At 62.5% G+C, this 23747-nt stretch carries 16 protein-coding genes and 5 pseudogenes; 13 read left to right on the forward strand and 8 right to left on the reverse strand.

The window, feature by feature from the left end; translation table 11 throughout:
- Position 1: 1 nt before the first annotated feature.
- A pseudogene (locus RR42_RS39585) lies at positions 2-346 on the reverse strand (helix-turn-helix domain-containing protein); the annotation flags it as partial.
- 266 nt (positions 347-612) lie between these two features.
- Here RR42_RS39585 and RR42_RS40995 point away from each other — a divergent pair.
- Together RR42_RS40995 and RR42_RS38435 are read left to right on the forward strand one after the other, a co-directional pair.
- Positions 613-813, forward strand: a pseudogene (locus RR42_RS40995) (thioredoxin-disulfide reductase); the annotation flags it as partial.
- Positions 814-818: 5 nt separating this feature from the next.
- Positions 819-1148, forward strand: a pseudogene (locus RR42_RS38435) (IS5/IS1182 family transposase); the annotation flags it as partial.
- A gap of 150 nt (positions 1149-1298) precedes the next feature.
- Here the strand turns inward: RR42_RS38435 and RR42_RS09815 are convergent.
- Complete coding sequence (locus tag RR42_RS09815; protein WP_043346142.1) at positions 1299-3941, reverse strand: EAL domain-containing protein; 2643 nt, start codon at positions 3939-3941, stop codon at positions 1299-1301.
- Positions 3942-4296: 355 nt separating this feature from the next.
- Here RR42_RS09815 and RR42_RS40825 point away from each other — a divergent pair.
- A pseudogene (locus RR42_RS40825) lies at positions 4297-4518 on the forward strand (methyl-accepting chemotaxis protein); the annotation flags it as partial.
- A gap of 669 nt (positions 4519-5187) precedes the next feature.
- Here RR42_RS40825 and RR42_RS09825 read toward each other — a convergent pair.
- Positions 5188-5391, reverse strand: coding sequence for a hypothetical protein (locus RR42_RS09825; protein WP_043346144.1), 204 nt, complete (start codon positions 5389-5391; stop codon positions 5188-5190).
- Between the two features lie 411 nt (positions 5392-5802).
- Between RR42_RS09825 and RR42_RS41605 the strand changes: the two genes are divergently transcribed.
- The 4 genes and pseudogenes from RR42_RS41605 to RR42_RS09840 all read left to right on the forward strand — a co-directional run bounded on the left by RR42_RS41605 (position 5803) and on the right by RR42_RS09840 (position 8228).
- Complete coding sequence (locus RR42_RS41605; RefSeq protein WP_052494565.1) at positions 5803-6084, forward strand: H-NS histone family protein; 282 nt, start codon at positions 5803-5805, stop codon at positions 6082-6084.
- A 203-nt stretch (positions 6085-6287) separates the two neighbouring features.
- Positions 6288-6401, forward strand: a pseudogene (locus RR42_RS41005) (IS110 family transposase); the annotation flags it as partial.
- A gap of 338 nt (positions 6402-6739) precedes the next feature.
- The gene (locus RR42_RS09835) at positions 6740-7420 is read left to right on the forward strand and encodes a methyl-accepting chemotaxis protein (RefSeq protein WP_043346146.1); all 681 of its coding nucleotides are present in this window, start codon (positions 6740-6742) and stop codon (positions 7418-7420) included.
- A 13-nt stretch (positions 7421-7433) separates the two neighbouring features.
- Positions 7434-8228 (forward strand): type IV pili methyl-accepting chemotaxis transducer N-terminal domain-containing protein, encoded by a 795-nt coding sequence (locus tag RR42_RS09840; RefSeq protein WP_043346148.1) that lies wholly within the window; start codon positions 7434-7436, stop codon positions 8226-8228.
- Between the two features lie 161 nt (positions 8229-8389).
- Here RR42_RS09840 and RR42_RS09845 read toward each other — a convergent pair whose 3' ends face one another.
- The 3 genes from RR42_RS09845 to RR42_RS09855 are packed head-to-tail and all read right to left on the reverse strand — an operon-like array spanning position 8390 to position 9647.
- Entirely contained in the window at positions 8390-8680 is a 291-nt protein-coding gene (locus tag RR42_RS09845; protein ID WP_043346151.1) for a hypothetical protein, read from the reverse strand.
- Entirely contained in the window at positions 8677-9141 is a 465-nt protein-coding gene (locus RR42_RS09850; RefSeq protein ID WP_052494566.1) for a helix-turn-helix transcriptional regulator, read from the reverse strand. Before RR42_RS09850 ends, RR42_RS09845 begins: the two co-directional genes overlap by 4 nt.
- 2 nt (positions 9142-9143) lie before the next feature.
- Positions 9144-9647 carry a hypothetical protein gene (locus RR42_RS09855; protein ID WP_144409808.1) on the reverse strand — a complete coding sequence of 168 codons (504 nt, stop codon included), beginning with the start codon at positions 9645-9647 and terminating at the stop codon, positions 9144-9146.
- A 1627-nt stretch (positions 9648-11274) separates the two neighbouring features.
- Here RR42_RS09855 and pgaA point away from each other — a divergent pair.
- The 6 genes from pgaA (at position 11275) to RR42_RS09885 (ending at position 19947) form a co-directional block, all read left to right on the forward strand.
- The gene (pgaA, locus tag RR42_RS09860; RefSeq protein ID WP_236702008.1) at positions 11275-13197 is read left to right on the forward strand and encodes a poly-beta-1,6 N-acetyl-D-glucosamine export porin PgaA; all 1923 of its coding nucleotides are present in this window, start codon (positions 11275-11277) and stop codon (positions 13195-13197) included.
- Between the two features lie 6 nt (positions 13198-13203).
- Positions 13204-15249, forward strand: a complete 2046-nt coding sequence (pgaB, locus tag RR42_RS09865) for a poly-beta-1,6-N-acetyl-D-glucosamine N-deacetylase PgaB (RefSeq protein ID WP_043346156.1) — start codon at positions 13204-13206, stop codon at positions 15247-15249.
- Between the two features lie 78 nt (positions 15250-15327).
- Complete coding sequence (pgaC, locus tag RR42_RS09870) at positions 15328-16650, forward strand: poly-beta-1,6-N-acetyl-D-glucosamine synthase (RefSeq protein ID WP_043346157.1); 1323 nt, start codon at positions 15328-15330, stop codon at positions 16648-16650.
- Between the two features lie 13 nt (positions 16651-16663).
- Entirely contained in the window at positions 16664-17107 is a 444-nt protein-coding gene (locus tag RR42_RS09875) for a hypothetical protein (RefSeq protein ID WP_043346160.1), read from the forward strand.
- A 93-nt stretch (positions 17108-17200) separates the two neighbouring features.
- Positions 17201-18706 (forward strand): glutamine--fructose-6-phosphate transaminase (isomerizing), encoded by a 1506-nt coding sequence (gene glmS / locus RR42_RS09880; protein WP_043346162.1) that lies wholly within the window; start codon positions 17201-17203, stop codon positions 18704-18706.
- A gap of 2 nt (positions 18707-18708) precedes the next feature.
- Positions 18709-19947, forward strand: coding sequence for a hypothetical protein (locus RR42_RS09885; RefSeq protein WP_236702009.1), 1239 nt, complete (start codon positions 18709-18711; stop codon positions 19945-19947).
- Positions 19948-20230: 283 nt separating this feature from the next.
- On the opposite strand, the gene RR42_RS09890 is transcribed toward RR42_RS09885, so the two are convergent.
- Together RR42_RS09890 and RR42_RS09895 are read right to left on the reverse strand one after the other, a co-directional pair.
- Positions 20231-21811: a fatty acyl-CoA synthetase gene (locus tag RR42_RS09890; protein WP_043346164.1), complete on the reverse strand. Its 1581-nt coding sequence runs from the start codon at positions 21809-21811 to the stop codon at positions 20231-20233.
- 209 nt (positions 21812-22020) lie between these two features.
- Entirely contained in the window at positions 22021-23730 is a 1710-nt protein-coding gene (locus RR42_RS09895) for a CocE/NonD family hydrolase (RefSeq protein ID WP_052494568.1), read from the reverse strand.
- Positions 23731-23747 lie beyond the last annotated feature (17 nt).

Consider the following 23747-nt stretch of genomic DNA (forward strand, 5'->3'; position numbering starts at 1 on the left):
AAGGTGCTCGCAAGCGTGGCACCCAGAAGCCGGCGTCAATCATGATCCGGCGCACGGTCTCCTTGGCCAGGTCGATGCCATGGCGCTCGCGCAGCTTCTCGGCGGCCAGGGTCGGGCCGAAATCGGCATAGGTATCGCGGATCAGGCCGCGCACGCGGGATTCCAGACCTGGCGGCAGCTGCCGATTGCTATCACGGCCGCGCTTACGCGAACCTAGACCGCTTGGACCGTCTTCGCGATACCGGATCACCAGGCGTTTCACCTGGCGCCGGGGCAGTCCCAGCTTCTCGGTCGCACCCCCAACAACGCCGCGGAGCAAAATCGGACACAGATTGGTACACCGCAGTGGCTGGAGGCCGAGATACGGCGGTACCTTTGCTGCGGCAGCTACGACAGTAGCAGCGCGCCGCAGGTAGCCGAATCCGTTCGGTGCACCTAAGCATGGTCCTCCGTGTGCCAGCTTTTCATGGGCGGAAACGCTGGGCAAGCGTACCAATCCGCAAGGAAAGGTCGGCGCAGCGCGAAACAGAGGATCACTAAGTCATTGTTCCAGAAGGTCTTTTCAACCCTGACCGTATCAATCTGCACGAAAAGGACGATTGCCCCCGATTGGACACGGGAATCTTTGCTGGACAAGTTGGCATGCAAGATGGATATATCTCCACCGGTGTCGACGGGTTCGCAACCATGACTAGCGTGCCTGGAGTTTTCGCTGCCGGCGATGTGCAAGACCAAATTTATCGGCAGGCAATTACAAGCGTCGGCCCTGGATGCATGGCGGCGTTGGATGCGCTGCGATACCTGGAGCAATAGGGGCCTCCCGGCTATTTCCCGATGCTCGGCTGTTCCGCAAAGGCAATACAGCCAGTGCACTGCGCTACATGGGACACGCCCTGAGCGATAACCGTCATGGCCTGGTGGCCAGCGCCATGGTGACAGTCGCGGACGGTTGCGCAGAACGCGAGGCCGCCAAGGTCATGATCAACGAGGCTCGGCAGGCCGTTGAGGATCCAGGCACGGTGCTCACGCTCGGTGCAGACAAGGGCTATGACGCAGCGGAGTTCGTCGAAGCGTGCCTGAGGATGAGGGTCATGCCGCACGTGGCGCAAAACACCAATGGGCGACGCTCTGCAGTGCCCGATCCGATTGATAAAGGGACAAAAGCGCGCGGGAAACAGGCGTCAGGCAGTCGAAAAGCCGACGAAGCTACGCCTACGTTTCAGGATGTGGAAAAAACAGAGTCGTCGCCGCGCGAGCGGGAAAAGCCGCAGTTGCGCGGGACGAATTTCAGCAGCCTGTTAAGTCAAGGCGCTCACGAAGGCCTCGAACGCGCTGGCTTCCACCGGCGGACAGAAGAAGTGGCCTTGCCCGTAGTCGCAGCCGGCAGCCAGCAGGATGTCGCGCTGCGACTCGGTCTCGATGCCCTCGGCAATCACGCGGATGCGCAGAGCATGCGCCATGCTGATGATGGCGCGGCACAAGGCCACGTCGTCCGGGCCCCGCGTCAGCGAGCGGATGAAGGACTGGTCGATCTTGATGTAGTCAATGTCCAGGCGCCGCAGGTACGACAAGGACGAGTAGCCGGTGCCGAAGTCGTCGAGCGCGATCTCGATGCCCGCCGCCTGGAAGCGGGAGAGTTGATCCATGACGTCGGCGTTCTGCTCCATCAGCGAGCCTTCCGTGATCTCGATGACGAGGCTGCCCACCGGCACGTTCCTGCGCTCGATCATGCTGGACCAGGACTCGGGCCCGCTCGCAGGCGCGCAAAACTCCATGGGTGATTTGTTGACCGAGATCTGGAGGCCCTTGCCCAGCAGCACCTGCCAGCGCACAAGCTGGTCCAGGGCTTCCGTCAGCACCCAGCGGCCGATGTCGATGATGAGGCCGGATTCCTCTGCAACGGCAATGAAATCGGCCGGGTGGATCGGCCCGCGTACCGGATGGTTCCAGCGAATCAGGGCTTCGGCCTTGCAGACCTTGCCCGTGCGCAGATTGACAATGGGCTGGTAGTGCAGCGCGAACTGCCCGGACGCCAGCGCCGTGCGCAGATCCTGCGTGATGCGCAGGCGCTCCTTTTCCGCCTGCAGCAGCGCCTGGGTGAAGACCTTCCAGCGATTGCGGCCCTCCTGCTTGGCGGCAAACATCGCCTGGTCGGCGCACACCAGCAGGGCCTCGGCGTTGTTGGCGTCCTTGGGGTAGGTGGCCACGCCGATGCTGGCCGATACCACCACCAGCTCGCCGGCCAGGCGGTAAGGCGCGGAAATCCGCTGCAGGATCGCCTGGGCAATGCCCTCGGCAACGCCGGCATCGCCCACCGCGGGCAGGATCACGGTGAACTCGTCGCCCGCCAGCCGCGACACGGTATCCGACGCGCGCACCGATGCCGCAATGCGCCGCGCCGCCTCCAGCAGCAACAGGTCGCCCTGGTCGTGGCCGAGGGTATCGTTCACCTCCTTGAAGCGATCCAGGTCGATGAACAGCAGCGCCAGCACATCCTGTGTGCCGCGCGAACGCTCGATCTCCCGCTCCAGCCGGTCGAAAAACAGGCGGCGGTTGGGCAGATCCGTGAGCGCGTCGAAATTCGCCTGGTGCCGGATGACTTCCTCCGCCTGGCGCTTCTCGGTCATGTCATGGATCAGCGCGACGCGGCGGCGCTCGCCATACGCGTGGGCCAGGTAGGTATCCACCGTCAGGTAGGCGGGAAACTCGCTGCCGTCCTTGCGGCGGATCGAGAATTCGCCGCTCCATCTGCCCTTGGCTCCCACGGTAGCCCGCAGGCGTTCGACCAGCCCTGCCGCATTGCCTGCCCCGCTGATGCTATAGCCCGAGCGGCCCTTGATCTCCTCAGCTGTATAGCCGGTGGCGGCGGCAAAGGCCGGATTCACGTCGATGATGGTGCCATCGAGCGACGTCACCACCATGGCCTCGCTGCTGGACGAATAGACCAGCGAAGCCAGCCGCATCTCCTCCATATGGCGCCGTCGCTCCGCCATGGTGCGGCGCAAGCTGTAGTACAACAGGCCAAGCAGCAGCGTGGAAGCCATGGCACCGGCCAAGGCAACGCGGCGATAGACCTCGTAGGGCGCCAGCACCAGCCCGACCGACTCGCCCACCACGAAATTGAGCCCGAACTCCGGCATACGGTGATAGCCGAAGACCCGCTCCACGCCTTCGGAGCCCGACACCGCCCGATAACTACCAGACTGGGGCGACTCGCTGGCGAGGTACGGCCTGTTGCTGACCGCCCTTGCCAGCGTGCCCTCCAGGGCCGGCACGCGCGCAATGACCTGGCCTGAAGTCTTGATGACCGACGCCACTTCGCCATCACGGTTAGTGAACGTCTGCGCAAAGCTGGCGAACTGCTCCGGACTGACCGAGACCACGATGACCCCGTCGAAGCTGCCCGCGCGCAGGATGGGGCGCGTGAACTGGATCGACCATTTGTGCGAGACCTTGCCCTTCACCGGGTCGCTGATGAACAGCATGTCGCGCCCGCCCGCGTTCCGATGGATCCGGAAATGCTCGCGCCCGCTCAGGTCGACCTTCTCGCCGGGCGCGGGCGGGGCGATGGACGAGTAGACGAGCAGGCCATGCTTGTCGATCACTGCCACCTGGAACGACAGGTCTACCACCAGGTTCTCCCGCTCACGCACCATGTCGATGAACCCCGTCTGGCCAACCAGCCAACTGGCCCGCAGGTCGAGGAGGAACTCGGACAGCCGCAGGATGCTGGATTGCGAGTACGCGCCGAACGCCTGAGCTTCCGCCTGGGTACGCTCCGCGGCGTCGTGCAGCAAGCGGTCCCGTTCGCTCACGAGCTGAAACACCGCGAACACCCATGTTGCAATCAGCCACGCTGCCGCCCCCAGGTTCAACGGGGAAAAGACTTGGCGCAGGCGCTGCAGCGCCTTGCCATATTGGGTGGTCGAACGTTTTGGCATGAAACTGGTATCGCGGCGCAGCGAAGAATGGACATCGATAGCAGGCTAATCGAGGTCAGCGAACCCGACAAGCAGCATGTACGCTAGTCCCGTGCTCACGGCGTGGAGCCGGGCTGGCATGCGCCGAAAACGTCACGTTACGCTCGCGCTCTGCTCGACTCGTGGGCAGGGCCTCGATACCGGACATGGCCCGCCTGATGCGAAGTACGCCTTCGTATAGGCGTGCACGCCCGCATCCGCCAGCACCGCCTCCGACGCCAACCATCGATAAGCCCCATGCTGGGGCAAGGGCAACTGCGCCCCGTCCACCGGCCCAGATAGACAGCGGGGCAGCGCGGCGCTACAGGGGGAGCTGGACGCAGAGCGCCAGGCGCACGCGGCCGCGCAGGCCTCCGACCTCGCTGCACGCGGCGGGCAGGCTGTGCGGCGCGTGGTAGATACGATGGGTGACATCCGGCTCGCCTCCAGCCAGATTGGCGAGATCACCGGCGTGATCGAAGGCATTGCCTTCCAGACCAACATCCTTGCGCTAAATGCCGCCGTGGAAGCAGCGCGCGCGGGCGAGCAGCCCTGCGGTGGGCCGAGGTTGCTCTTGTCGGATTCTCATACATATTGGTTCGCCACGCCGCCTCGATCCGCGGATCTACATTCCCCCATGAAGGGCTATTGCAGACACTGCCAGCACATCGGAGACTGGGCGTCACTTCACCATCATGCAGCTGACATGGACGCCACAAAAGAGCAGGGCGACGCCGCCAGGAAAAATGCCATGCGCGCCGAGATGCTTCGCGCGCAGGCGAGGCGGTTCATGAGGTTCGTGGGCGAATGTCTCGCCCAAGAGGGATTCTTGGCCCGCTCCGCGGTGGAAGGCCCAGCGTTACCGGGAGATGAGAGAGAGAGTTTCGAACTCAATACTAGCTTCGGTCGCGTTTATGCTCAGTTCGGCTTTGCGAAGTGGGATGGACACCTCGTGGGGCGGTACCAATTCTCGCGCTTCGTTCTAGGCACAGATGAGATGATGCGGCTGATTCCGTTCCATGTGATCCTGATCGAGGATCAGGGGAACGCAACCTTTTCCGAGGATGGTTTCTTCGAATGGAAGATCCCAGATAGTCCGGATAGCAATTACGGTCCGGCGCTCGTTGGCTGTTTGCTCCACGGATTCCAAGAGTCGCTTCCACAGATAAAGCGACCGCAGTAGAACCGATTCGCCAGAAAACGGCCACCTTCGGGTGGCTCTATTGATCTAGGGTGCCAGCGTGCGCACCAGTCTCGATTTTAGTGGCCAAGGCCTGAATGCGAGAATCCAGACGCAGGCCAGCGGCCCAAAAATAGGTATCAGGGCTAGATACTCGAAGCCCGACTCGAAGCGAGCCGTGCGGAAAACCTTCCGGAACGGGAAGAACCAGAGCGCCTCGAAGACGAGGAAGCCCAGCAGGGAGATGCTCATAGCGGCCTCATGGTGCAGTGCACACGTTAGAAGCAGTGTACGGCCGGTCTGCGTTCTTTGATCCCCCAATAATGGGGGAGCGTTTGAATCCCTCGAATTGCTCCCTGCCACTTGGCATTTCCTTGACCCAACGCCAGTTTCCGCGCTGCCCGGATAGAGAGATGGTCGGCATTCTCGAATATGTAAAGCTACTTATATATGACTAATCCCGGCCATCCCTCGACTTGGCGCGCGCCGCAGTAGCCGAGGCCGATCCACCGCACGCAGGGACACGCCGGTGGACAAGCCGCGCAGGGGCAGGTGGCCGGCAGCCTCTGCGGATTTGATTAAAATTCAAGCGAAAGGGCGGGCCGCGAGTTCCCGCCGGCGCGAATTCCCACAACGGCCACCTCCAGACAACCTTGAAGTCCCATGCTCCCAGACGACGGCACAACGCCGGATCCGGCGCGGCCCCCAAATCTGTTCACCTACACCACGTCGATCGAAATCGAGCGCGCACAAGCGATTACCTGGATCCGCATCCAGATGGCCCAGTACGGCCTGACCCTGGTCGACCTGCAGGCCACCGGCTGCTTTACTGAGACCCCGCCGACCCGGTCGCCTGGGGCGGTGCGCTACTGCAACGCGCACGGGCAGGTCTGGGACGGGCGTGGTGCCATGCCGGCCCTGGCCGCGGCGACTTCCTGCGTTTGATGTTTGCGCTTGCTCATATACAGCCGGACCTGCTGGTCCGTAATTGGCGATTGACTGTGGTATGCCGCCCCCTCGCTGACGGCAGGGGTAATCGAATGGAAGGGACGTCCCCGTCCCGAGGCTGTGGCGGAAGCCGCGAGTCGGCATCGAGGTGCCATGATGGCATGTCGAAATGCCATCACGACCACAGGAGGGGAAGCCCCATGTCCATTGTTATCGTGGGTATCGGGCTGACCAAAGACGTGCTTGCCGTCCATGGGGGCGATGCGGCAGGCAAAGTACTTCCAGTCAAGCCGAGAGTTACCCGTGATCAGCTGGCCATGCCCCAACGCACGCGTCGTGATGAGGCATCTGGCACGGGATCGGTGCGTGGGTCGGCCCCGCCGTGCCACTTTCCTGCGCCCGCAGCCTGATGCAACCCCCGTAGGCTATGGCATAGATATTGCGTAGGCGACACACAGGCCAACGGCGGCCTTGAAACAATCTGGCAAGTCGCGATGACACGCTCCGAAAAGGAGCATCCCGGGCAACGGCGCCCCGGAGCGAAATGATCACGAACCGGACAACCGGTTTGCAGGCATCTCGCTTCGGGGCGCTTTTTCTTTGCCGGTCAGCGCGGTGCGCGTCTGCGTCGACACTACCTGCAAGGCATGGCATGAACGCTTTCTCTACTCAGTCACCCGAGGCCGAAGTGTCCGCCGAAACCATCGGCGGATTGATCAACCTTTCCGGAAGGCAGCGCATGCTGTCGCAACGGATCGTCCTCCAGATATTGCTCGCTTCGCGGGGGGACACTGCCGCGCTCGATATCGCGCGCAAGTGCCTGTCAATGTTCGAGTCGGCGCATTCGGATCTCGTAACGGGCAATGCGCGTTTGCCCGGCGCATTCTCCGGCGCTTTGCAGCAGTTGTATTTTGGCAGTCCGCGCGCTGACGCGCGTATCCGTGAATTTATCGGCCAGGTCAGAACAGCGATAGACGCACCACTGGCCGACACCGGCCGGCGAGCGCCATCCCTCGACGTACTGGTGGCGCAGGCCACGCCGGTGCTTGAACTGCTGCAGACCGTCACGCAGGCCTACCAGGAGGAGATGCACCGTTGCGAGGCCGCAGTGCGCAAACGCCACACCGACCTCGTCGAGCGCCTCAGCGGCATTTCAATGCAGGCGAACATCGTCGCAATGAATGCGCGCATCTCGGCGGCACGGGCGGGAGAGTATGGCAGGGAGTTCGCGGTGATCACGCTGGTGCTTGCGGACATCATCAAGGAGATGGATCAGTTGATCCGACACGTCGTCGGCTCGATCGATGCGTCCAAAGATCCAATCAAAGTTTAATGCGGAGACACCCTTGAAACGTTACGTCTGTTCCTTCTGCTTGATTGCCTGCGGCGTCATGGCGCTGGCCTTGGCCGGGATTGCTTCGGCCGAAACGCTAACAATCAACGCGGCGATCAACAAGGCGGGCCGCCAGCGCATGCTGTCTCAGCGCATGGCCAAGGCATACTGCCAGGCTGGCCTTGGTGTTGAAGTCGAACGTTCGAAGAAGATCCTCGAACAATCCGTGGCGCTCTTTGACAAGCAGCTCATGGAGCTGAAGGCGTCAGCGCCCACGCCGGAGATCAAGGACACCTACGCCAGGCTCGAGCAGTCATGGATTCCCTACAAGCAGTTGCTGTCCGCTGGCGATCCGAATCTCGATAGCGCGAAAGCAATCGCAAGAATGAGCGAGGACGTGCTGAAGCTTGCGCAACAGGGAACCCTCCTGCTCGAGAAACATTCCGGCACCATGACGGGTAAGCTGATCAACGTTGCCGGTCGCCAGCGGATGCTCTCGCAGAGAATCGCCAAGATCAGCATGTTCCGCGCCTGGGGCATTACTTCCCCCCAGATGGCACAGGATCTGGACACGGCCACCAGGGAATTCGCAGCCGCGCAGGAACTCCTCACCGCAGCACCGCAAAACACAGAGGCCATCCGTCGCGAACTGCAGCTTGCCGGCTCTCAGTGGCTGTTCTTTGAAGAGGCGCTCAATCAGACCGGGGTCAGTCGTGCGGAACAGTTGAGAAACATCGCCACGACCAGCGAGCGTATTCTTCAGCTGATGGATGACGTCACCAGCATGTATGAAGGGATACCCAAGTAACGTGGGAGCGTGAACGAGCTATGCCAGACGCGGCTTTACAGGCAGCCACGCTTGCAATGCCTGCCAGGCGCACAGCTTTTTCCGCAGCGACGGCAGGTCCACGCGGATCATATTGCCCACCAGGTGCCAGAACTGAAAGAACGACGCGCACTTCGGGAGATCTACGGGCGCTGTCGTTCCCGCGCCCTTCGCGGAGCGTTATTGGTTTCCCGCAGCGAATTGAGAAAATCCCGCGCCAGCGCAACGCACTCATCAAAGCTTCGGTCAAAGCCGATCCGCTGGATTCTGGCGAACTGCTCGCGCATGATCGGCGGGCCCGCCTCGATCAGGACCGTCCTGCCCCCGAAGGTCCAGAACGGCTCGATACCCCCGTGCGTCCTGACCTCGTCCATCAGCGTGAAGGCGTGAGGGAACAGGCGTTCCCAGATGTCACCCCGGAGTTCAATCTTCATGCCCACAGCCCTCCGCGTGTCGCAGTCAATGACTGCGCGAGCCGTCTGAGGTTCTTCCAGATGTCGGCCGGTTTCCGGTGCTGCTTCGCCGCCACGTCGGCCACTACCTTGGTGACGAGCTGCAGTGGCGCCTCATCCAAGACCTGGGCTAGCTGCGGCCGAAACTCCGCCGGCACCTCGCCAGTGGCCAGCGCCCATTCAAGCTGATCAGGCGTGAGCTCGCCGGTGTAACTGACGTTCGCGCCCTTCACGGCCATCCATAGCGCGCGGGTCGGCGTGCCCCCGGCTCGGCGGTCGGCTTCGGGATCGTACACATCAAGCGCCAGGCCGAGGACGTCCATCAGCCGGCCCAGCGTTTCGAGCGTGGCGTTCACGGTTCCATGCTCGATGCCGTTTAGGGACTGGCGCGACAGTTTGGCCATATCCGCCAGTTGCTGCTGGGTCAGCCAGCCGCAGGTCATTGCTACCAGCGCATGCCTGTCCCCAAGGATCCTGTTTCGAAGATCACGTATTGCGTTCGTTGCTTGTACGTGGCCTCCACCCGATAGTCGGCGGGGGGCACCTTGAACAGGCAGCGCGGGCCGGTGGCCTGGAACGCCACCAGCACCCTGCCATGCCGCCGCAGCTGGACATTGACTCCCGCCAGTAAGTCGCCGCGTGGACCCTCCGTGAATATGATGCCGAGGTTGTATTGTTGTTCGAGATCGGTCAGCTGGTCCTGCTCCGCGACGCCCGTGCCACCGCAAATATAGGTGACATTGCCCACAGTCCGCGGCACCATCAGTTGCGGTCCGGAGGCCTGCGGGCGCATGACTGGCGGTTGCGCCTGTGAGGCTGCGGCATCCGGCTGCGCGATGAAATGCGGCGGTTGCGCGCTTGCCGTCTGTACCTGTGTAATTGAGGCCTGCGGGTCTGCGGCTCGTGGTATTGCCATCGCCGGGGCGGCTATCTCCAGCGGTGTGGTCACGGGTTGCGGTTGCTGGGCCGGCGCCTCCGCCGGTGCCAGCTCCGCCGGCTTTGCCGCAGCCTCTGGCAACGAGGAGGCCGCCTGCGGCAACGTAGGCGATGTCTCTGGCGACGATTGGGCGTGCGTGCCAAGCGCGAGCGCCGCCGACAGAACCGTAAATACAAAGCGCGCAACAGCCGCCGGGCGGGCAGTATGTGAGATTGGCACTGCGTTCCCCTCTCTGGTTTGGTGCGAGAAGCCTAGACAATTGCAGCATCCACAGCTATCCGCCAGAAGTCCCACCCATTTGTGGCCTGGCGCACATTGCCGCCTCCATCATGCGTGCCGCACTCAGTCTGGATCTGGTGGGGTAGCGGCAAGGGTCCTCGACCTAGTTCTCCTGCGCCGTGGGCGAACCCGAGCGAGGGGAGGGCGCCCAGCCATTGCGCGTCAAGCGCGGCAGTCGGCACGCCGCACTGCCACGACCGCGTGCAGGTCGGACTGTGCACCGGCGACTTGACCTTCGGGCCGGACTACAGCGTGAAGCTCGGCATGGGCCGGGCCTGCGGCCGGCGTTCGCAGCGCCGTTCCAGGATGACACTGCCTTGCCGCCCGACCAACAAGGGGACGGGCGGCAGGTGACGTGCTTCAGTCTCAGTCAGGCGTGGTTTCATCCTTCAGCTCCCTGGCGTCGAAGACGATGGTCCTCACGAACGTCGCGGGATGTCCCCGTCGCATCTGCCCGCACTTGCCTTGCTCGGCGGGCTACGAAAAATTGATCCCTGATCGTACCAGGTAAGCGGAACGATTCTCCGTGGGCAAGGAGGCTGCGAGATCGCGGAATTGCCGCTGGAGCGATGCGGATGCCTCGCCTCCAACTGCGCGCACGGCACGGGCTAACCCAGCGCAGCCAAACCTGAAGGCCCCGTTCGACGCCCCGCTTCCACTTGAAGCAGTACCCACTGCAGGAACGCGAATTTTTTCACAGCGCGTTCGTAAGCACGCCTACGTGTCATGCCAATGACAGCACGGCTGGCTTCCCGGTTTAGATCGACTCCATCTTTCGGCTGGGCGCTCTAGTGCTTCTGGTCACTGTCGCAATAGCGCTCGACTGCCAAATAATAGGCGCACCTGCACGAAGCAAGTGCATGAATGCAGGCGCAAAGAGAAAGTCTGGAGGGCGAGGTTAGCAGGGAGCAGCCGCCTTCATGGCAGACGTGAACAGAACGAAAAGAATCGGGGAAATCGGCCGCATCGCCGCAGCACAAATCGCTGCCGAGGGCGAGGGGCATTGGATGGAGGCAACAGGGTGCAACCGGCGAAGATCCGGAGCCGCTTTGATTTCTAGCGAATTCAGCAAGATCAGGTTTCGGTGAACCAGATTGGCGCGTTGTGTTGCAACGGGGCCATCGGGTTGGCCGCGTGGTGTCCGTCTCTCTGGTTCCAGCGCATTGGTGCCGGCAAGGATATGCCGCACGCCAGGAGACGTCTTGTTTGCAGTAGCGCGATCCGGGGGGACAAAAACGTGAACGCATCCCAGCAAAGCCGCAAGCGATTGCGGACCACGCTCAAAACCACAGCCGTGCTATTGGCGCTTCTCGCTCGCGAGCATTGCGCAGCAGAGACAGCGAAGCCGGCAACACCACGCGTGCAACCACCGGCAAGATTGGAGCAACCCGCGTTGGCCGGCGAGCAGGACCGGCTCAGGGAGCGCATCTTTGCCCTGGCCGAAGCAGGTTCTCCAAAACTGGCGCTGGAACAGGCCACCGCGCGCCCGGATGTCTTCGCGCGCCGGGATCTGCTGCTGCTGGAGCATCTTGTCGTTGCCCAGCAAATCCGTTGGGCACGGCAGCAAGCCAGCGCTTCCAATGACCAGGATCGCCTGGTTCCCGCCGACAGCGCGCTTGCAGCCGCCGAGGCACTGCAAGGCAGGATTCCCGCCGACGACGAATACAACGGGGTGCGGCGCGCGGTCCAGGCGGATCGCCTCACGGCGTTGTCCGTGCGCGGACGCATGAAGGAAGCCACAGCGCTATACGAGCAGCTCTCGCTGGCCAACGAGCCGCTACCGGGCTCGGCTTATGCCGCTGCGGGCGATGCCTACGCCTATCTCGACAAGCCCGACCTTGCCTCGCGCGCCTACGAACTGGCCTTGCAGGCAGTCATCGAGCCGATCAAGGAGACTACCGAACCCTATGCGCTATCGCGTCCTAACGTGCAGGAAAGCCTGTTCTTTGCGTACCTGGACCAGGGACACTACGAGGCGGCGCGCGAACTGGTCTCGATGATGGCCCGTACCACGCCAGCGCAAACCGAGTTGTCCGAAGACCTGGACAAAACCAATCCCGAGTACGGCCGAGTCAAGAAGCTGCAGGCGCAGTACCTCCTCTATACCAATCACGTCAATGAGGGTGTCCAGGCACTGGATGCCTTGCGCAAGGATGCCCCCTTCGATCCCTCCCTGCTGACCGCCCGCGCGGACGGTTCGCTGGTGCTGGAGCGCCCGTACGCCTCGCAAAGCCTCTACCGGCAGGCGCAGGTCGACCACCCCGGCGATATTGAAAGCCTGGTGGGGCTCGGCAAGACCGCCCTCCAACTTCATCAGTACGATCAGGCGAAGGCGGTCGCCGCGGCTTTCGACGGCAAATTCCCCGACAACAACAGCGTCAAGAACTTCCAGCGCGAGTACCGCGTCTACGAGCGACCGCAACTGATCATCGACGCCATTGGCGAGCGCGGCAACGCAGTGCTGGCGGATCATGCCTGGGGTGTTGACACCCGTCTCTACTCGTCACCGATGGCGGACTACTGGCGTGTCTTCGCGCACCAATACACGGCGCGTGGCGACACCGGCGATGGCCAGAGCGTCAGCCGCATACGCAACGGCCTCGGCGGCGACTTCCGGCGCGACGGCTGGGAAGCCGCCGCCGAGCTGCATCAGTCCACCGGCGGTCAGGGCAAGACCGGCGGCACCGGCACGGTCGCCTTCCAGCCCAATGATTACTGGCGCTTCGGCGCGGGCGTTGACTCCGACGACAACGCGTTGCCGCTGAAGGCCTACCGGGCCGGCGTGACAGGCCGCGCTGCCATGGCATCGGCACGCTACTCGCAGGACGATGCGCGCTACTTCAATGTGATGTACGGCGCCTCGCGCTACAGCGACACCAACTTTCACCAGATGTGGCAGGGCACCGCTTACCAGCGGTTGCTGAACCAGCCGCGCCACCAGGTGGCAATCTGGCTTGATGTGGGCACCACCAGCAATACGCTGGACAGCACCGCCTACTTCAATCCTCGACGCGACTACACCGCGCAACTGCGCACCATGTACCAATGGACGCCGTGGCGCTATGCGGAGAAGTCCTTCAGCCAGCGCGTCTATGTCACCGCAGGCGGCTACCGGCAGGACGGCTTCGGCGACAGCATGTTGTGGGAGGCGCGCCTCGAACAGTTCTGGCAGCTTGGCCGCAAGGCTTCGCTCACCTACGGCATCGGCATCGGTAGCAGGCGCTTCGACGCCAGCCGGGAGACGACCAAGCTGATCTACGTCAACCTCAACGTCCCTCTATAGGTCATCATGCAAAAGCTCAATCGCCGAACATTCATCGGGCTCGCCGGCGCGCTGTCTGTGACCAATAGCGTCCACGCCGGCTATGCGCTGTCCTTGCTGCCGCCGCAGGATCGCGACGACGGACTGACCTTCCGCGTACTCGCGTTTCACGACATCCGGGACGACCTGCGTGCGGATGTGGGAACGGTGGCAGATACCTGCGCGATCAGCACCGCCACGCTCAACAATATCTTCGCCTGGCTCAAGGGCAACGACTTCCACCCGGTCAGCGTCGACCAGATCATCGCTTCGCGCAACGGCGGCCCACGCCTGCCGCAGCGCGCCGTGCTGCTGACCTTCGACGATGCCTACAAGAGCCAGTACACCAAGGCCTTTCCGCTCTTGCAACAGTACAACTACCCCGGCCTGGTCGCCGTGGTGTCGCGCTGGACCAGTACGCCCCAGGACGAACCGGTGCGCATCAGCCATAAGTCGGTGATGGCGCCAGGCTATTTCATGAGCTGGGACAACCTGCGCGAGATGGCTGAGTCTGGTCTGGTGGAGATCGCCTCGCACACGCACGACATGCACCACGGTGCCGTGGCCAACCCTCAGGGCAACGAACTACCGGCGGCCAGCGCGCACCTCTACCATGCCGACCTGAAACGCTACGAAACCGACCAGGAATACGAAAGCCGGGTCGGTGGCGACCTGAAGACGTGCTCGGACATGATCCAGGCCAAGACCGGGGTTCGGGTGCGCTCGATGGTCTGGCCCTACGGCATGTACAACGCGGCGCTGATCGGTGCCTCGCACAAACTGGGCATGAATGTCCACTTCACCCTCGACGACGGGCCCAATACGCCCGAGGTGCCGTTGACCAAGGTCAGGCGCCTGCTGGTCTCCTACGACTGGGATGCGGGTGTCATGATGGGCCAGTTCCGGCAGCAGTCGGCCTATCGCGGCGACAACCAGCCGGTCGAACGGGTTGTCAACGTCTCTCTCGACGACGTGTACGATCCGAACCCCGATCGCCAGGAAGCCAGGCTGTCGCGGCTGATAGATCGGATCAAGGATCTTGAGCCCAAATCGGTCTACCTGCAGGCGTTTCACGATCCCGACGGCAGCGGCACCGCCCAGGCGCTCTACTTTCCCAACCGCCACATGCCGGTGCGCGGCGACCTGTTCTCGCGCGCGGCCTGGCAGCTGATCACCCGAGCTGGCGTACAAGTCTATGCGGCATTGCCGGTGCTTGCCTACAAGCTGCCCGCGGGCCATCCGGCCTCATCGCGGCTGGTAGCGGTGATGCCGGGCGCGCCGGCCACGCCCTTCGACCCGCGCCAGCGGCAACGGCTCAGCCCCTTCGACCCGCTCGCCCGCAGCGTGATCCGCGATATCTACTACGACCTGGGCAGGTACACCAGTCTGAATGGCATCGTGTTTGGCGATGACGCGAGCCTGAGCGATATCGAAGACGCGGGCGACGCAGCGCTTGCCGCCTACGCAGACTGGGGGTTGCCGCGCGGACTGGCTGCGATCCGTGCCAACCCCGATCTGCTGCAACGATGGTCGGACGCCAAGCTCCGGTACCTGATCGACTTTACGCGGCAACTGGGCGACCTGGTCAAGGACTATCAGGGCGGCGGCAATGTGCTGACCGTGCGCAGCCTGCCTGCCAATGCGGTGCTGCGCCCCGATGCGAGCATGCGCCTGGCCCAGGACATCGATGCGTTCGCCGCGCAATACGACTTCGTCAACCTGATGGCCTACGCGGACGCCAGAGGCGGCCCGCCTTCGACGCCCTGGCTGGAGGGCCTGGCCCGCGCCGTAGCGGCGCATCCGGGCGCGCTGCCGAAAACCATCTTCGCGTTGCAGACACTCGACGGCCGTACCCAGGCGCCGGTCGCCACCACCGCGCTACGCGATCAGATGCAGCGCCTGCGCATGGCTGGCGTGAAGCACCTCGGCTACTGCCCCGACCAGTTCATGGTGAACCAGCCAGACCTGGCGGTGCTGCGGGATGTCATGTCGATGCAGAACCTGGTGCGACCGCGCAATGGCATGAAGGTTTAGACCAAGAGCCAGATCCAGTCCAAGATTCAGACCAAGATCCAGACCAAGAGCCGATAGCAACAAGGTAGGGGGAAGATTATGAAGAATACGGCAAGCCTGCTTTCGAACTTTGTCTTCTACTACCCACTGTTCATGTCCTACTTATGGATGACCGGCGGGCTGCTTCACTACTTCCTGATCGAGAGAAAAGAGCGCAAGGAAACGCGGGCGGACGTGTTGCTCGATTGCCCGAAGGTGTCGGTGATCGTGCCCTGCTTCAACGAGGAAGCCAATGTGCGCGAGGTCATCGCGAACCTGGCGGAGTTGCGTTATCCGAACTACAACATCATCGCTGTCAATGACGGCAGCAGCGACGCCACCGGCGACATCCTGAATGCGCTGATCGATCAGTATCCGCAATTGCTGGTGATCCACCAGAACAGTAACGAGGGCAAGGCCATTGGCCTGACCACTGCGGCGATGCTGACCGATGCCGAGTATCTGCTGTGCATCGACGGCGACTCGTTGCTTGACCGCGAGGCGATCGGCTGGATGCTGCGGCACTTCCTGCGGGATGCGGGGGTTGGTGCGGTCACCGGCAATCCGCGCATCCGCACCCGGACCTCGCTGTTGGGGCGCATGCAGGTCGGCGAGTTCTCGTCGATCGTGGGCCTGATCAAAAGGACCCAGGAAATGTATGGCCGCCTGCTGACCGTGTCTGGCGTGATCTGCATGTTCCGCAAGAGCGCGCTGCGCGGCGTGGGTTACTGGAGCCCCGACATGCTGACCGAAGACATCGATATCAGCTGGAAGCTGCAGGTCAATGGCTGGCGGCTGCATTTCGAGCCGCGCGCGCTCAGCTGGATCCTGATGCCGGAGACGCTCAAGGGCCTGTTCAAGCAACGCCTGCGCTGGGCGCGGGGCGGCATCCAGGTGCTGCAGAAGTATGCGGCGCCCATCGTCACCAAGAACAAGCCGATGATGTGGCCGATCTTCCTCGAATACTCGATCAGCGTGATCTGGGCCTATTGCATGCTGTTCACGCTGGTGATGACGGCCGCAACCGCGCTGTTCGTGCTGCCCGAAGCCTGGCGCTTCGCCGGCATGCCGCGCGGGGCCGGCGTCTTTCTCTTTCTGACCTGCTGCGTGCAGATCCTGGTCGGCTGCGTCATCGATCGCCGCTACGACACCAAGCTGCTGCGCTACTTCCTTGACACGATCTGGTACCCGATCGCGTTCTGGACCATCAGCATGGTCGCATCGGTGATCGCCCTGCCCAGCGTGCTGTTGCACCAGCGCCGCACCCGGGCAAGGTGGGTCAGCCCCGACCGCGGCATCCGCGAGGACGCCCCCGCGTCCACGCCGCCAAGGTCACCTGCGCCCGCATCTCCGGTTGTCGGGCAGCTTGAAGAGCATTCTTGAGGAGGAGTGAGACATGAAAGAGCCCATCATTGACGCGTCCGGCACGACCTTGCAGCAGTATCTGCAGCACCATGCGCGGGGAAAGGCAGTCCGACGATATCTCTGGTATCGGCTGGCGCGGCCCCTGCTGGTGGCCTGCATCTGGGTAGCTGCGGCGTTCTACATCTACTGGTGCGTGGCCTCCGCGGGAAGCACCGAGTTCGCGCTTAGGGAAGTCATCCCCGACGCGTTGACCATTCTCTGGATAGGCATGGCGCTCACGGTGTGGACGTTGGCGCGCCGCTTCGGGACAAGCGTGTCCAACCTGAAACAGCCTGCCCGGGTGGCACCGATCTCGACGCTCGACTTGGCCAAGGATGTGGTGCTATCGGTGGGCACGGGTCGTCGCCTGGTGGCTTTTCACGACGAAGACGGCCTGATCTCGCACGTTGCACCGCTACAGCAGGAACTAGCCTGACCAGCTCCGCAGTTTGGCCTCGCGCCGGCGGCCCGGCCGCTTTCGCGCGAGGTCCTCATTGAATGGATTTTGCATCATCACGGGGAAATCAGGATGTGCGGCATTGTCGGCGCCATCGCGCAACGTAATGTGACACCGGTCCTGCTGGAAGGATTGCGGCGTCTCGAATATCGCGGCTACGATTCCTGTGGCGTTGCCGTGCTCCAGGATGGCGAGCCGCTTACGCGCAATGCGCACCCCATCTTCTCCAGCGGCGAGATCGCGCTGGTGCATAACGGCATCATCGAGAATCACGAATCGCTGCGCGAGACATTGAGCGCACTCGGCCGTGACGGAAACTACCTTGCCTCCGACACCATGGCACTGGCCGGCAACGCGGAGCACTTTATCTACCTCGAAGAGGGTGACCTGGTATCACTCTCGCGCGAGGGGATCTCGATCGCGGACCGCGACGGTAACCCGGTCGCTCGCGAGATCCGCGAGCTAGAGGCAACGAAGGCTGCCGTCGGACTCGGCCCGTACCGGCACTACATGCAGAAGGAAATCTTCGAGCAGCCATCGGTGATCGCCGACTCCACCGAACACCTGGTGAGGTTCGCCCCGGCACTGTTCGGTGCGCATGCCAATGCTGTCTTCGCCGAAATCGATTCGGTGCTGATCCTTGCCTGCGGCACCAGCTACCACTCGGGGATGACCGCCAAGTACTGGCTGGAGTCGATCTCGCGTTTGCCAACCAGCGTGGAGATCGCGAGCGAATACCGCTATCGCGACAGCGTGCCGAATCCCCGCACCCTGGTGCTGGCAATCTCGCAGTCAGGCGAGACGGCCGACACACTGGCCGCGCTCAAGCATGCGCAGGTGCTTGGCCATCGTCATACACTGGCAGTATGCAACGTGGCGGGCAGCGCCATCCTGCGCCAGGCGGCCTTGCACTTCCTGACCCGCGCGGGCGCCGAGATCGGCGTTGCTTCCACCAAGGCCTTCACCACCCAGCTGGTGGCGCTGTTCGTCTTGGCGGCAACGCTGGCCAAGCGCCGCGGCATGCTGGACGCGCACCGCGAAGCCGCCATGCTTGGGCAATTGCACCACTTGCCGGCGGCGCTGAATGGCGTGCTGGCGCTGGCGCCACAGATCATTGCCTGGGCAGGCTCGCTGGCGCGCAAGGAGAACGCGCTCTTTCTTGGCCGCGGTATCCACTACCCGATCGCACTCGAAGGCGCGCTCAAGCTCAAGGAGATTTCCTATATCCATGCCGAGGCCTATGCTGCCGGCGAGCTAAAGCACGGGCCGCTGGCACTGGTAACTGAGCAGATGCCGGTCGTCACGGTTGCCCCCAATGATGCGTTGCTGGAGAAGCTCAAGTCCAACTTGCAGGAAGTGCGCGCACGCGGTGGCGAACTCTACGTGTTTTCCGATGCAGACAGCAAGATCCGCAGTGCGCCCGGGCTGCACGTCATCCGCATGCCCGAGCACTATGGGTTGCTGTCGCCGATCCTGCACGTGGTGCCCCTGCAGTTGCTGGCGTATCACACTGCCTGCGCGCGCGGCACCGACGTGGACAAGCCGCGCGATCTCGCCAAGTCCGTGACTGTGGAATAACCATGCGTGCGTTCGCCATGATGCGTGGCGCTACCCTCGTGCTTGCCGGTGCGCTGCTATGCGCGCCAGCGGGTGCGCGTAACGAAGGCCGGAACAATGGCCGCGCTGACACCCGGCCGCCCGCCAAGGTCCGCCCGGCGATCGATCAGCGCGCCTTTATGCATGGCATTGGCGCGGCCAGCGGGCCTGGGCAGACCACCTACATCGTCTTCAGCAGCTCAGGCCTGCCGCCGCGTGGCCCGGATCGCAATCGCAACTGGACGCACGACATCTACGTCGCCGAATGGAACCCGGCCCAGGCCAGTCTTGGCAAGCCCCGGCTACTGGTCGCCGAGAAGGAAGCGCAGGAGCCGGTTTCGGTAGCGCAGAACGCCGCGGGCCGCATCATGCTGACCTTTGAGGACGGCTCGAACACCACCAACGGCGTCAGTCAGCGCTTTCGTGTGTACGGCACGGACCTTCAATCGAAAGAGGCGAAATCGACCGACGTCTGGTCTGGCGGACACTCTGGCCACGTGACAGCGGTAGGGGACAATTTCGTCGTGTTTTACTCGGACGACTGGATCGATGGTGGCGGCGTGGACAACCTGGGCACCGGGAACGGCGTCTACCTCAAGACCTACGACGGTAACGGCCGGCTGCTGCAAAGCACCGAGGTGGCGCCGAACAAGCGCGAATGGTGGCCATTGATTGCAGGCTCGAAGGAGACGGCCTTGCTTGCCTGGCAGGAGTTCGTGCCCGGCGAGACGCACGCCAGGCTGAAGACGGCCGTCTATCGGCCCATCGACGGCACGCTGACTGGCATGCAGGTACTGAATGGCCGCCTGAAGTACTACACCTACAGCGTGGCCTATGTCCCGGCCCTGGACAGCTTCCTGCTGGTTGGCACTAACGACGTGGGCAAGGGCTTCGCGCATCTGCTGGACAGGGCGGGCAGGGTGAGTGCCTCGCTGGCCTGCATGCCGGAAAGCGTGCGCGAGGCCGGCATCACCGTGGTCGGCAACATGGCGTACACGCCCTCGCAGGATGGCCGCCTACTGCACCTGAAGCTGTCCGCCGACGCAATTGCGTTGCACGGCAGCCAGCCGTCGCCGATTCCATGGACTTATGCAGGCAGCCTTGGGCTGGTGCGCTCGCCATCGATACTGCACTGGGTCTCCCTGACTCCCGCGGGCCTGCGAGAGAGTGATTTTGATTTGAGCCTGGCGACGCCGCCTTCGGCTGCCGATTTGTGCAAGTAGGGATGTATCCGACCGCGCAATACGACAAGCAGGGACGTCGCATCACTCATCGCGCCATCTACGCTGGTGCTCTGCACCAAATTAGTGCGGCGCAGCCGCTTGTCACGCAGTGGGCGCCAGGGAAGCCTTCATCATGGCCGTTGGGACCGTCCAGCGGAAAGGGCGCGTGGGGCAAGGCGCTGCGGCTGCGCACGCGTGCCAGCCAGGCTGTGTTCGCGGCCTACCTGAACACCAGCCCGACGACCATCCAGAAGCTGTTCAAGGAACGGTGCCTCTCAATTGGTCAGACGGTAGACGGCACCTCGAATTGGCGGCGTAATTCTCGCTTGAGCAGCTTTCCGCTCGGATTTTTGGGTAGGCTGTCGACGAAGACCACGCGCTTGGGCACCTTGAAGTGCGCCATGTGGGCCTTGCAGTGTTCGATCACCCGATCTTCCTCAAGAGTGCATCCGCTCTTGACAACAATGACGGCAGCCACTACCTCGACCCAGCGGGGATCCGGAACACCGACGACCGCGACCTCCGAAACTTCCGCGATGCGGAAGATGGTCTCCTCTACCTCTCGAGTGGCGACGTTTTCCCCGCCAGTCTTGATCATGTCCTTTTTTCGATCCACGATTGTGATGTAGCCCTCGTCGTCCATCATTGCCAGATCGCCACTATGGAACCAGCCACCGGCAAATGCCGTTTCGGTCTTGTCCGGCGCGTTGAAGTAACCCGACAGGAGTTGGGGAGAGCGATGCACGATCTCGCCGATCTCACCGGGCAGGACATCTTCCATTTCGTCATTGACTAAACGGGTTTCCACGTTCAGTACCGGCCGTCCCGCAGATCCGGCCTTGCGTAACTGGTCGCCCGGCTTGAGCACCGCCGCCAATGGCGCGATTTCTGTTTGCCCGTAGTAGTTCCACAGCCGAACCTTAGGCAAGCGCCGCCACATTTCTAGTAGTACCTCTACCGGCATCATGGACGCGCCGTAGTAGCCCTTTTCAAGCGTAGTGGGATGACTCGATTCGAATAGCTCTGAACGCAGCAGGCTGATCCATACCGTCGGCGGAGCAAAGAACGAGCTAATCGCATTCCGTGCGATCAACGGCAGAATCACGTCCGGCCGCGGCATGCCGGTGATGACGTTCGTACATCCAAGATAGATCGCTGGCCCGAGGAAGCAGTCGAGTTGCGCACAATGGTAGAAGGGCAGCGCATGAAGAAGCGTATCCTCGCCTGACATCTCCCCTTCGATGACGCAGCTGACGTACTGCCACAGCACGGCGTCATGACTCAAGAGTGCCCCCTTGGGCAAAGACTCGGTGCCACTGGTATAGATGATTTGAGCGGGTGCGCTGGATTCGACAGTGATCGAAAGCGGCTCATCGGCACCGCTCAGCAGGTCGGCGAATGTGTCCATTCCCGCAAGTGCTGTTGCCGGTTCTTCACCCGGCAGCCAGAGCGTTCGCGACACTTTGGTGTCCCGTTTGATCGCCTCCAGCCCCAAATCCTCCAGCCCCGGGCCGACCGCAAGCGTTTGCGCACCCGAGTTGCGCAAGATGTACGCAATCTCGTCCTCGTTCAACATGAAATTGATTGGAACGAGAATGGCTCCGATGCGCGCGATGGCAAAACGCATCGCGGCGAACGCGTGGGAATTCCGCGACAGGATGGCGACCGGATCCCCTTTGCCGATGCCTCGTTCGAGTAGCGAATGGCCGACCCGATTGCAGATGCGATCGAACTCGGCATAGGTCCATCGCACGTCGCAGCATAGGATCGCGTCCTTGTCAGGGCTACGTTTCGCCGCGCGGCGGAGTATGTCGCCAATGCACTGCTGCCGGACGAACTTGTCGACCAGTCCATGTTTGCTCATTTTCGGTCTCCTTATCATTTTGAACTGGGGCCTTTTGGGGCGATCTCATGTGTCGCGCGGTCAAAGCCGTGCGCCGCGCGTGGTGGCTTCAATCGGTAGGCCCCCGATCCTTACCGAAGTTGAAGCCGTTCCTCGTGCCGTGCTGCCTTGAACGACGTACGAGAGGAGGCCAAACAACGGCCTGCTGATCGCTTGCCGCGGACGGCGACTCAGAGCGCCGGAATGACAGGCAGCAAGATGCGCGCAGCGTATTCACCACCGCAATGAAGGGAAGTCACGCCGCGGAATCGCTCCTGGCTCCGATCGACAGGATGATCGTGCAGCATCACCGAACATCCCCGCAGCTCCTTGCCGTACAGCTTGGGATAGGGACCCGGCAGATCATGCTGAAAGTCCGAGCCGCCTACCGTAAGTACAAGCCGATAGCCTTTCGGAAAGACGAAGCAGGTTGGCCAGATCTCAACCTGGACTTCGTATACTTCGCCCGGCTCAAGCGGCTGAATCTCGTCATGCGTATGTACGGGCTGATAAGGTTTGGAGGCAGCCGAATCCAGCTTGCGATGAGATGCTCTCAGCCAGCCTTGCGTAATGGGCGCGTGAGGCTCGACGGAACCGAGCACCAGATGTTCCTTTCCGTCTGGAGCAAAGGCCCGCACCGTCAGAAACAAGTCGGCATCCGCGGCTGTCGAGGAGATATAGAGCGTTGCAGCCAGTGGGCCGGTCAACTCTGTGTCCTGCTCAAAGGGCACCGTACTGAAACTCACCTTCCCGTTGAGCCCGTCAAAGGACTGTAGAGATGACGCAGCCGGCGGTTCCGCATTCAGTGCCAGGGTATCTGCGTCCAGATACATGGGCGTCCACGCGGTCCGGGCCAATGGCCACTCGAACTCGGCACGCTCAATGAACTTGTCTGTGTGGCGTACCTGAAGCCTGATTGGCGGCTCACGGTCCCAGCCGTTGTCTTCCCCCTTGAGGAAGTGATCGAAGAACCGGCGTTGGAGTGCGACCCCATAGTCGGTATAGAACTCCGTCCAGTGTTCAAGGCCATGGATCTCGAGCCACTTCTGCTTCGATCCGGCGTGCAGGTACCCTTCAATGTTTCCGCGCATGTGCAAGCCCTGGCCACCCCAGTTGCCGCATGAGAGCACAGGCACTTCGATGGCCGGCAAGTCCGCGCGCCTGCCGTCAAAGTAGCCGGCCGTGATAAGTTCCGAGCCGACCTGCATGGCATCGATGTCAACGCGGTTGGCGATCAGTTGTTCGTCGCTGAGTTCCGCCGGTCCGGAAATCGGAACCCCATTGTTGGGATTCACATGCCCACGCCTGCCGAGGCCGTGCTGCACGTTTGTCACCTGCATCGGATACCACTCGATCATGAAGGTGTTGAGCATTCCGCCGTGCCTGACGACGTCCCTGTAGAAATCGCTGAACCCCTCGAAGGGGCAGATCGCCGCCAGATGGGGGGGGCGCTTTCCCGCGACGATCCATTGGATGGAAGCGTAATAGGACACGCCCGCCAGCCCGATCTTCCCGTTGCTCCAGGGCTGCTGCGCTGCCCATTCAATGCAATCGTAGAAGTCCTGTGCCTCGCGCGGGGAGAAGGAATCAATGACGCCTGGTGATCGGCCAGCGCCGCGCGAGTCCACGCGAATGCAGATATAACCCAGGGGTACCCATCGTTCAGGATCCGCGGTCTCCCAGTTCGCGTACTTCCCGCTGCTGCCGTTGAGGATTTCCGGGTGCTTGGCAGTGAGTGATTGCCATTGTGCGGGGAATCCCACCTGGAATGGGAGGCCCTTCGCGTAGGGTCCGTATGACATCAACACCGGATAGCGTCCTTCCTCTTGCGGGCGGAAGACGTCGGCACGAACTACCGAACCATCGTCCATGGGGATTTCAACGTCCCAATCGATTTGCATGTCTGTCTCCTGATACA

This window comes from Cupriavidus basilensis, assembly GCF_000832305.1.
GTDB lineage: Bacteria > Pseudomonadota > Gammaproteobacteria > Burkholderiales > Burkholderiaceae > Cupriavidus > Cupriavidus basilensis_F.

What these genes read in the sequence shown, in the direction of transcription:
- RR42_RS41605 (WP_052494565.1), top strand. Translation starts at nt 5,803, where the DNA reads ATGCTCCCAGACGACGGCACAACGCCGGATCCGGCGCGGCCCCCAAAT.
- pgaC (WP_043346157.1), top strand. Translation starts at nt 15,328, where the DNA reads ATGAAGAATACGGCAAGCCTGCTTTCGAACTTTGTCTTCTACTACCCA.
- RR42_RS09890 (WP_043346164.1), bottom strand. Translation starts at nt 21,811, where the DNA reads ATGAGCAAACATGGACTGGTCGACAAGTTCGTCCGGCAGCAGTGCATT.
- RR42_RS09845 (WP_043346151.1), bottom strand. Translation starts at nt 8,680, where the DNA reads ATGAAGATTGAACTCCGGGGTGACATCTGGGAACGCCTGTTCCCTCAC.
- glmS (WP_043346162.1), top strand. Translation starts at nt 17,201, where the DNA reads ATGTGCGGCATTGTCGGCGCCATCGCGCAACGTAATGTGACACCGGTC.
- RR42_RS09825 (WP_043346144.1), bottom strand. Translation starts at nt 5,391, where the DNA reads ATGAGCATCTCCCTGCTGGGCTTCCTCGTCTTCGAGGCGCTCTGGTTC.
- pgaB (WP_043346156.1), top strand. Translation starts at nt 13,204, where the DNA reads ATGCAAAAGCTCAATCGCCGAACATTCATCGGGCTCGCCGGCGCGCTG.
- RR42_RS09875 (WP_043346160.1), top strand. Translation starts at nt 16,664, where the DNA reads ATGAAAGAGCCCATCATTGACGCGTCCGGCACGACCTTGCAGCAGTAT.
- RR42_RS09815 (WP_043346142.1), bottom strand. Translation starts at nt 3,941, where the DNA reads ATGCCAAAACGTTCGACCACCCAATATGGCAAGGCGCTGCAGCGCCTG.
- RR42_RS09850 (WP_052494566.1), bottom strand. Translation starts at nt 9,141, where the DNA reads ATGACCTGCGGCTGGCTGACCCAGCAGCAACTGGCGGATATGGCCAAA.
- RR42_RS09895 (WP_052494568.1), bottom strand. Translation starts at nt 23,730, where the DNA reads ATGCAAATCGATTGGGACGTTGAAATCCCCATGGACGATGGTTCGGTA.
- RR42_RS09835 (WP_043346146.1), top strand. Translation starts at nt 6,740, where the DNA reads ATGAACGCTTTCTCTACTCAGTCACCCGAGGCCGAAGTGTCCGCCGAA.
- RR42_RS09885 (WP_236702009.1), top strand. Translation starts at nt 18,709, where the DNA reads ATGCGTGCGTTCGCCATGATGCGTGGCGCTACCCTCGTGCTTGCCGGT.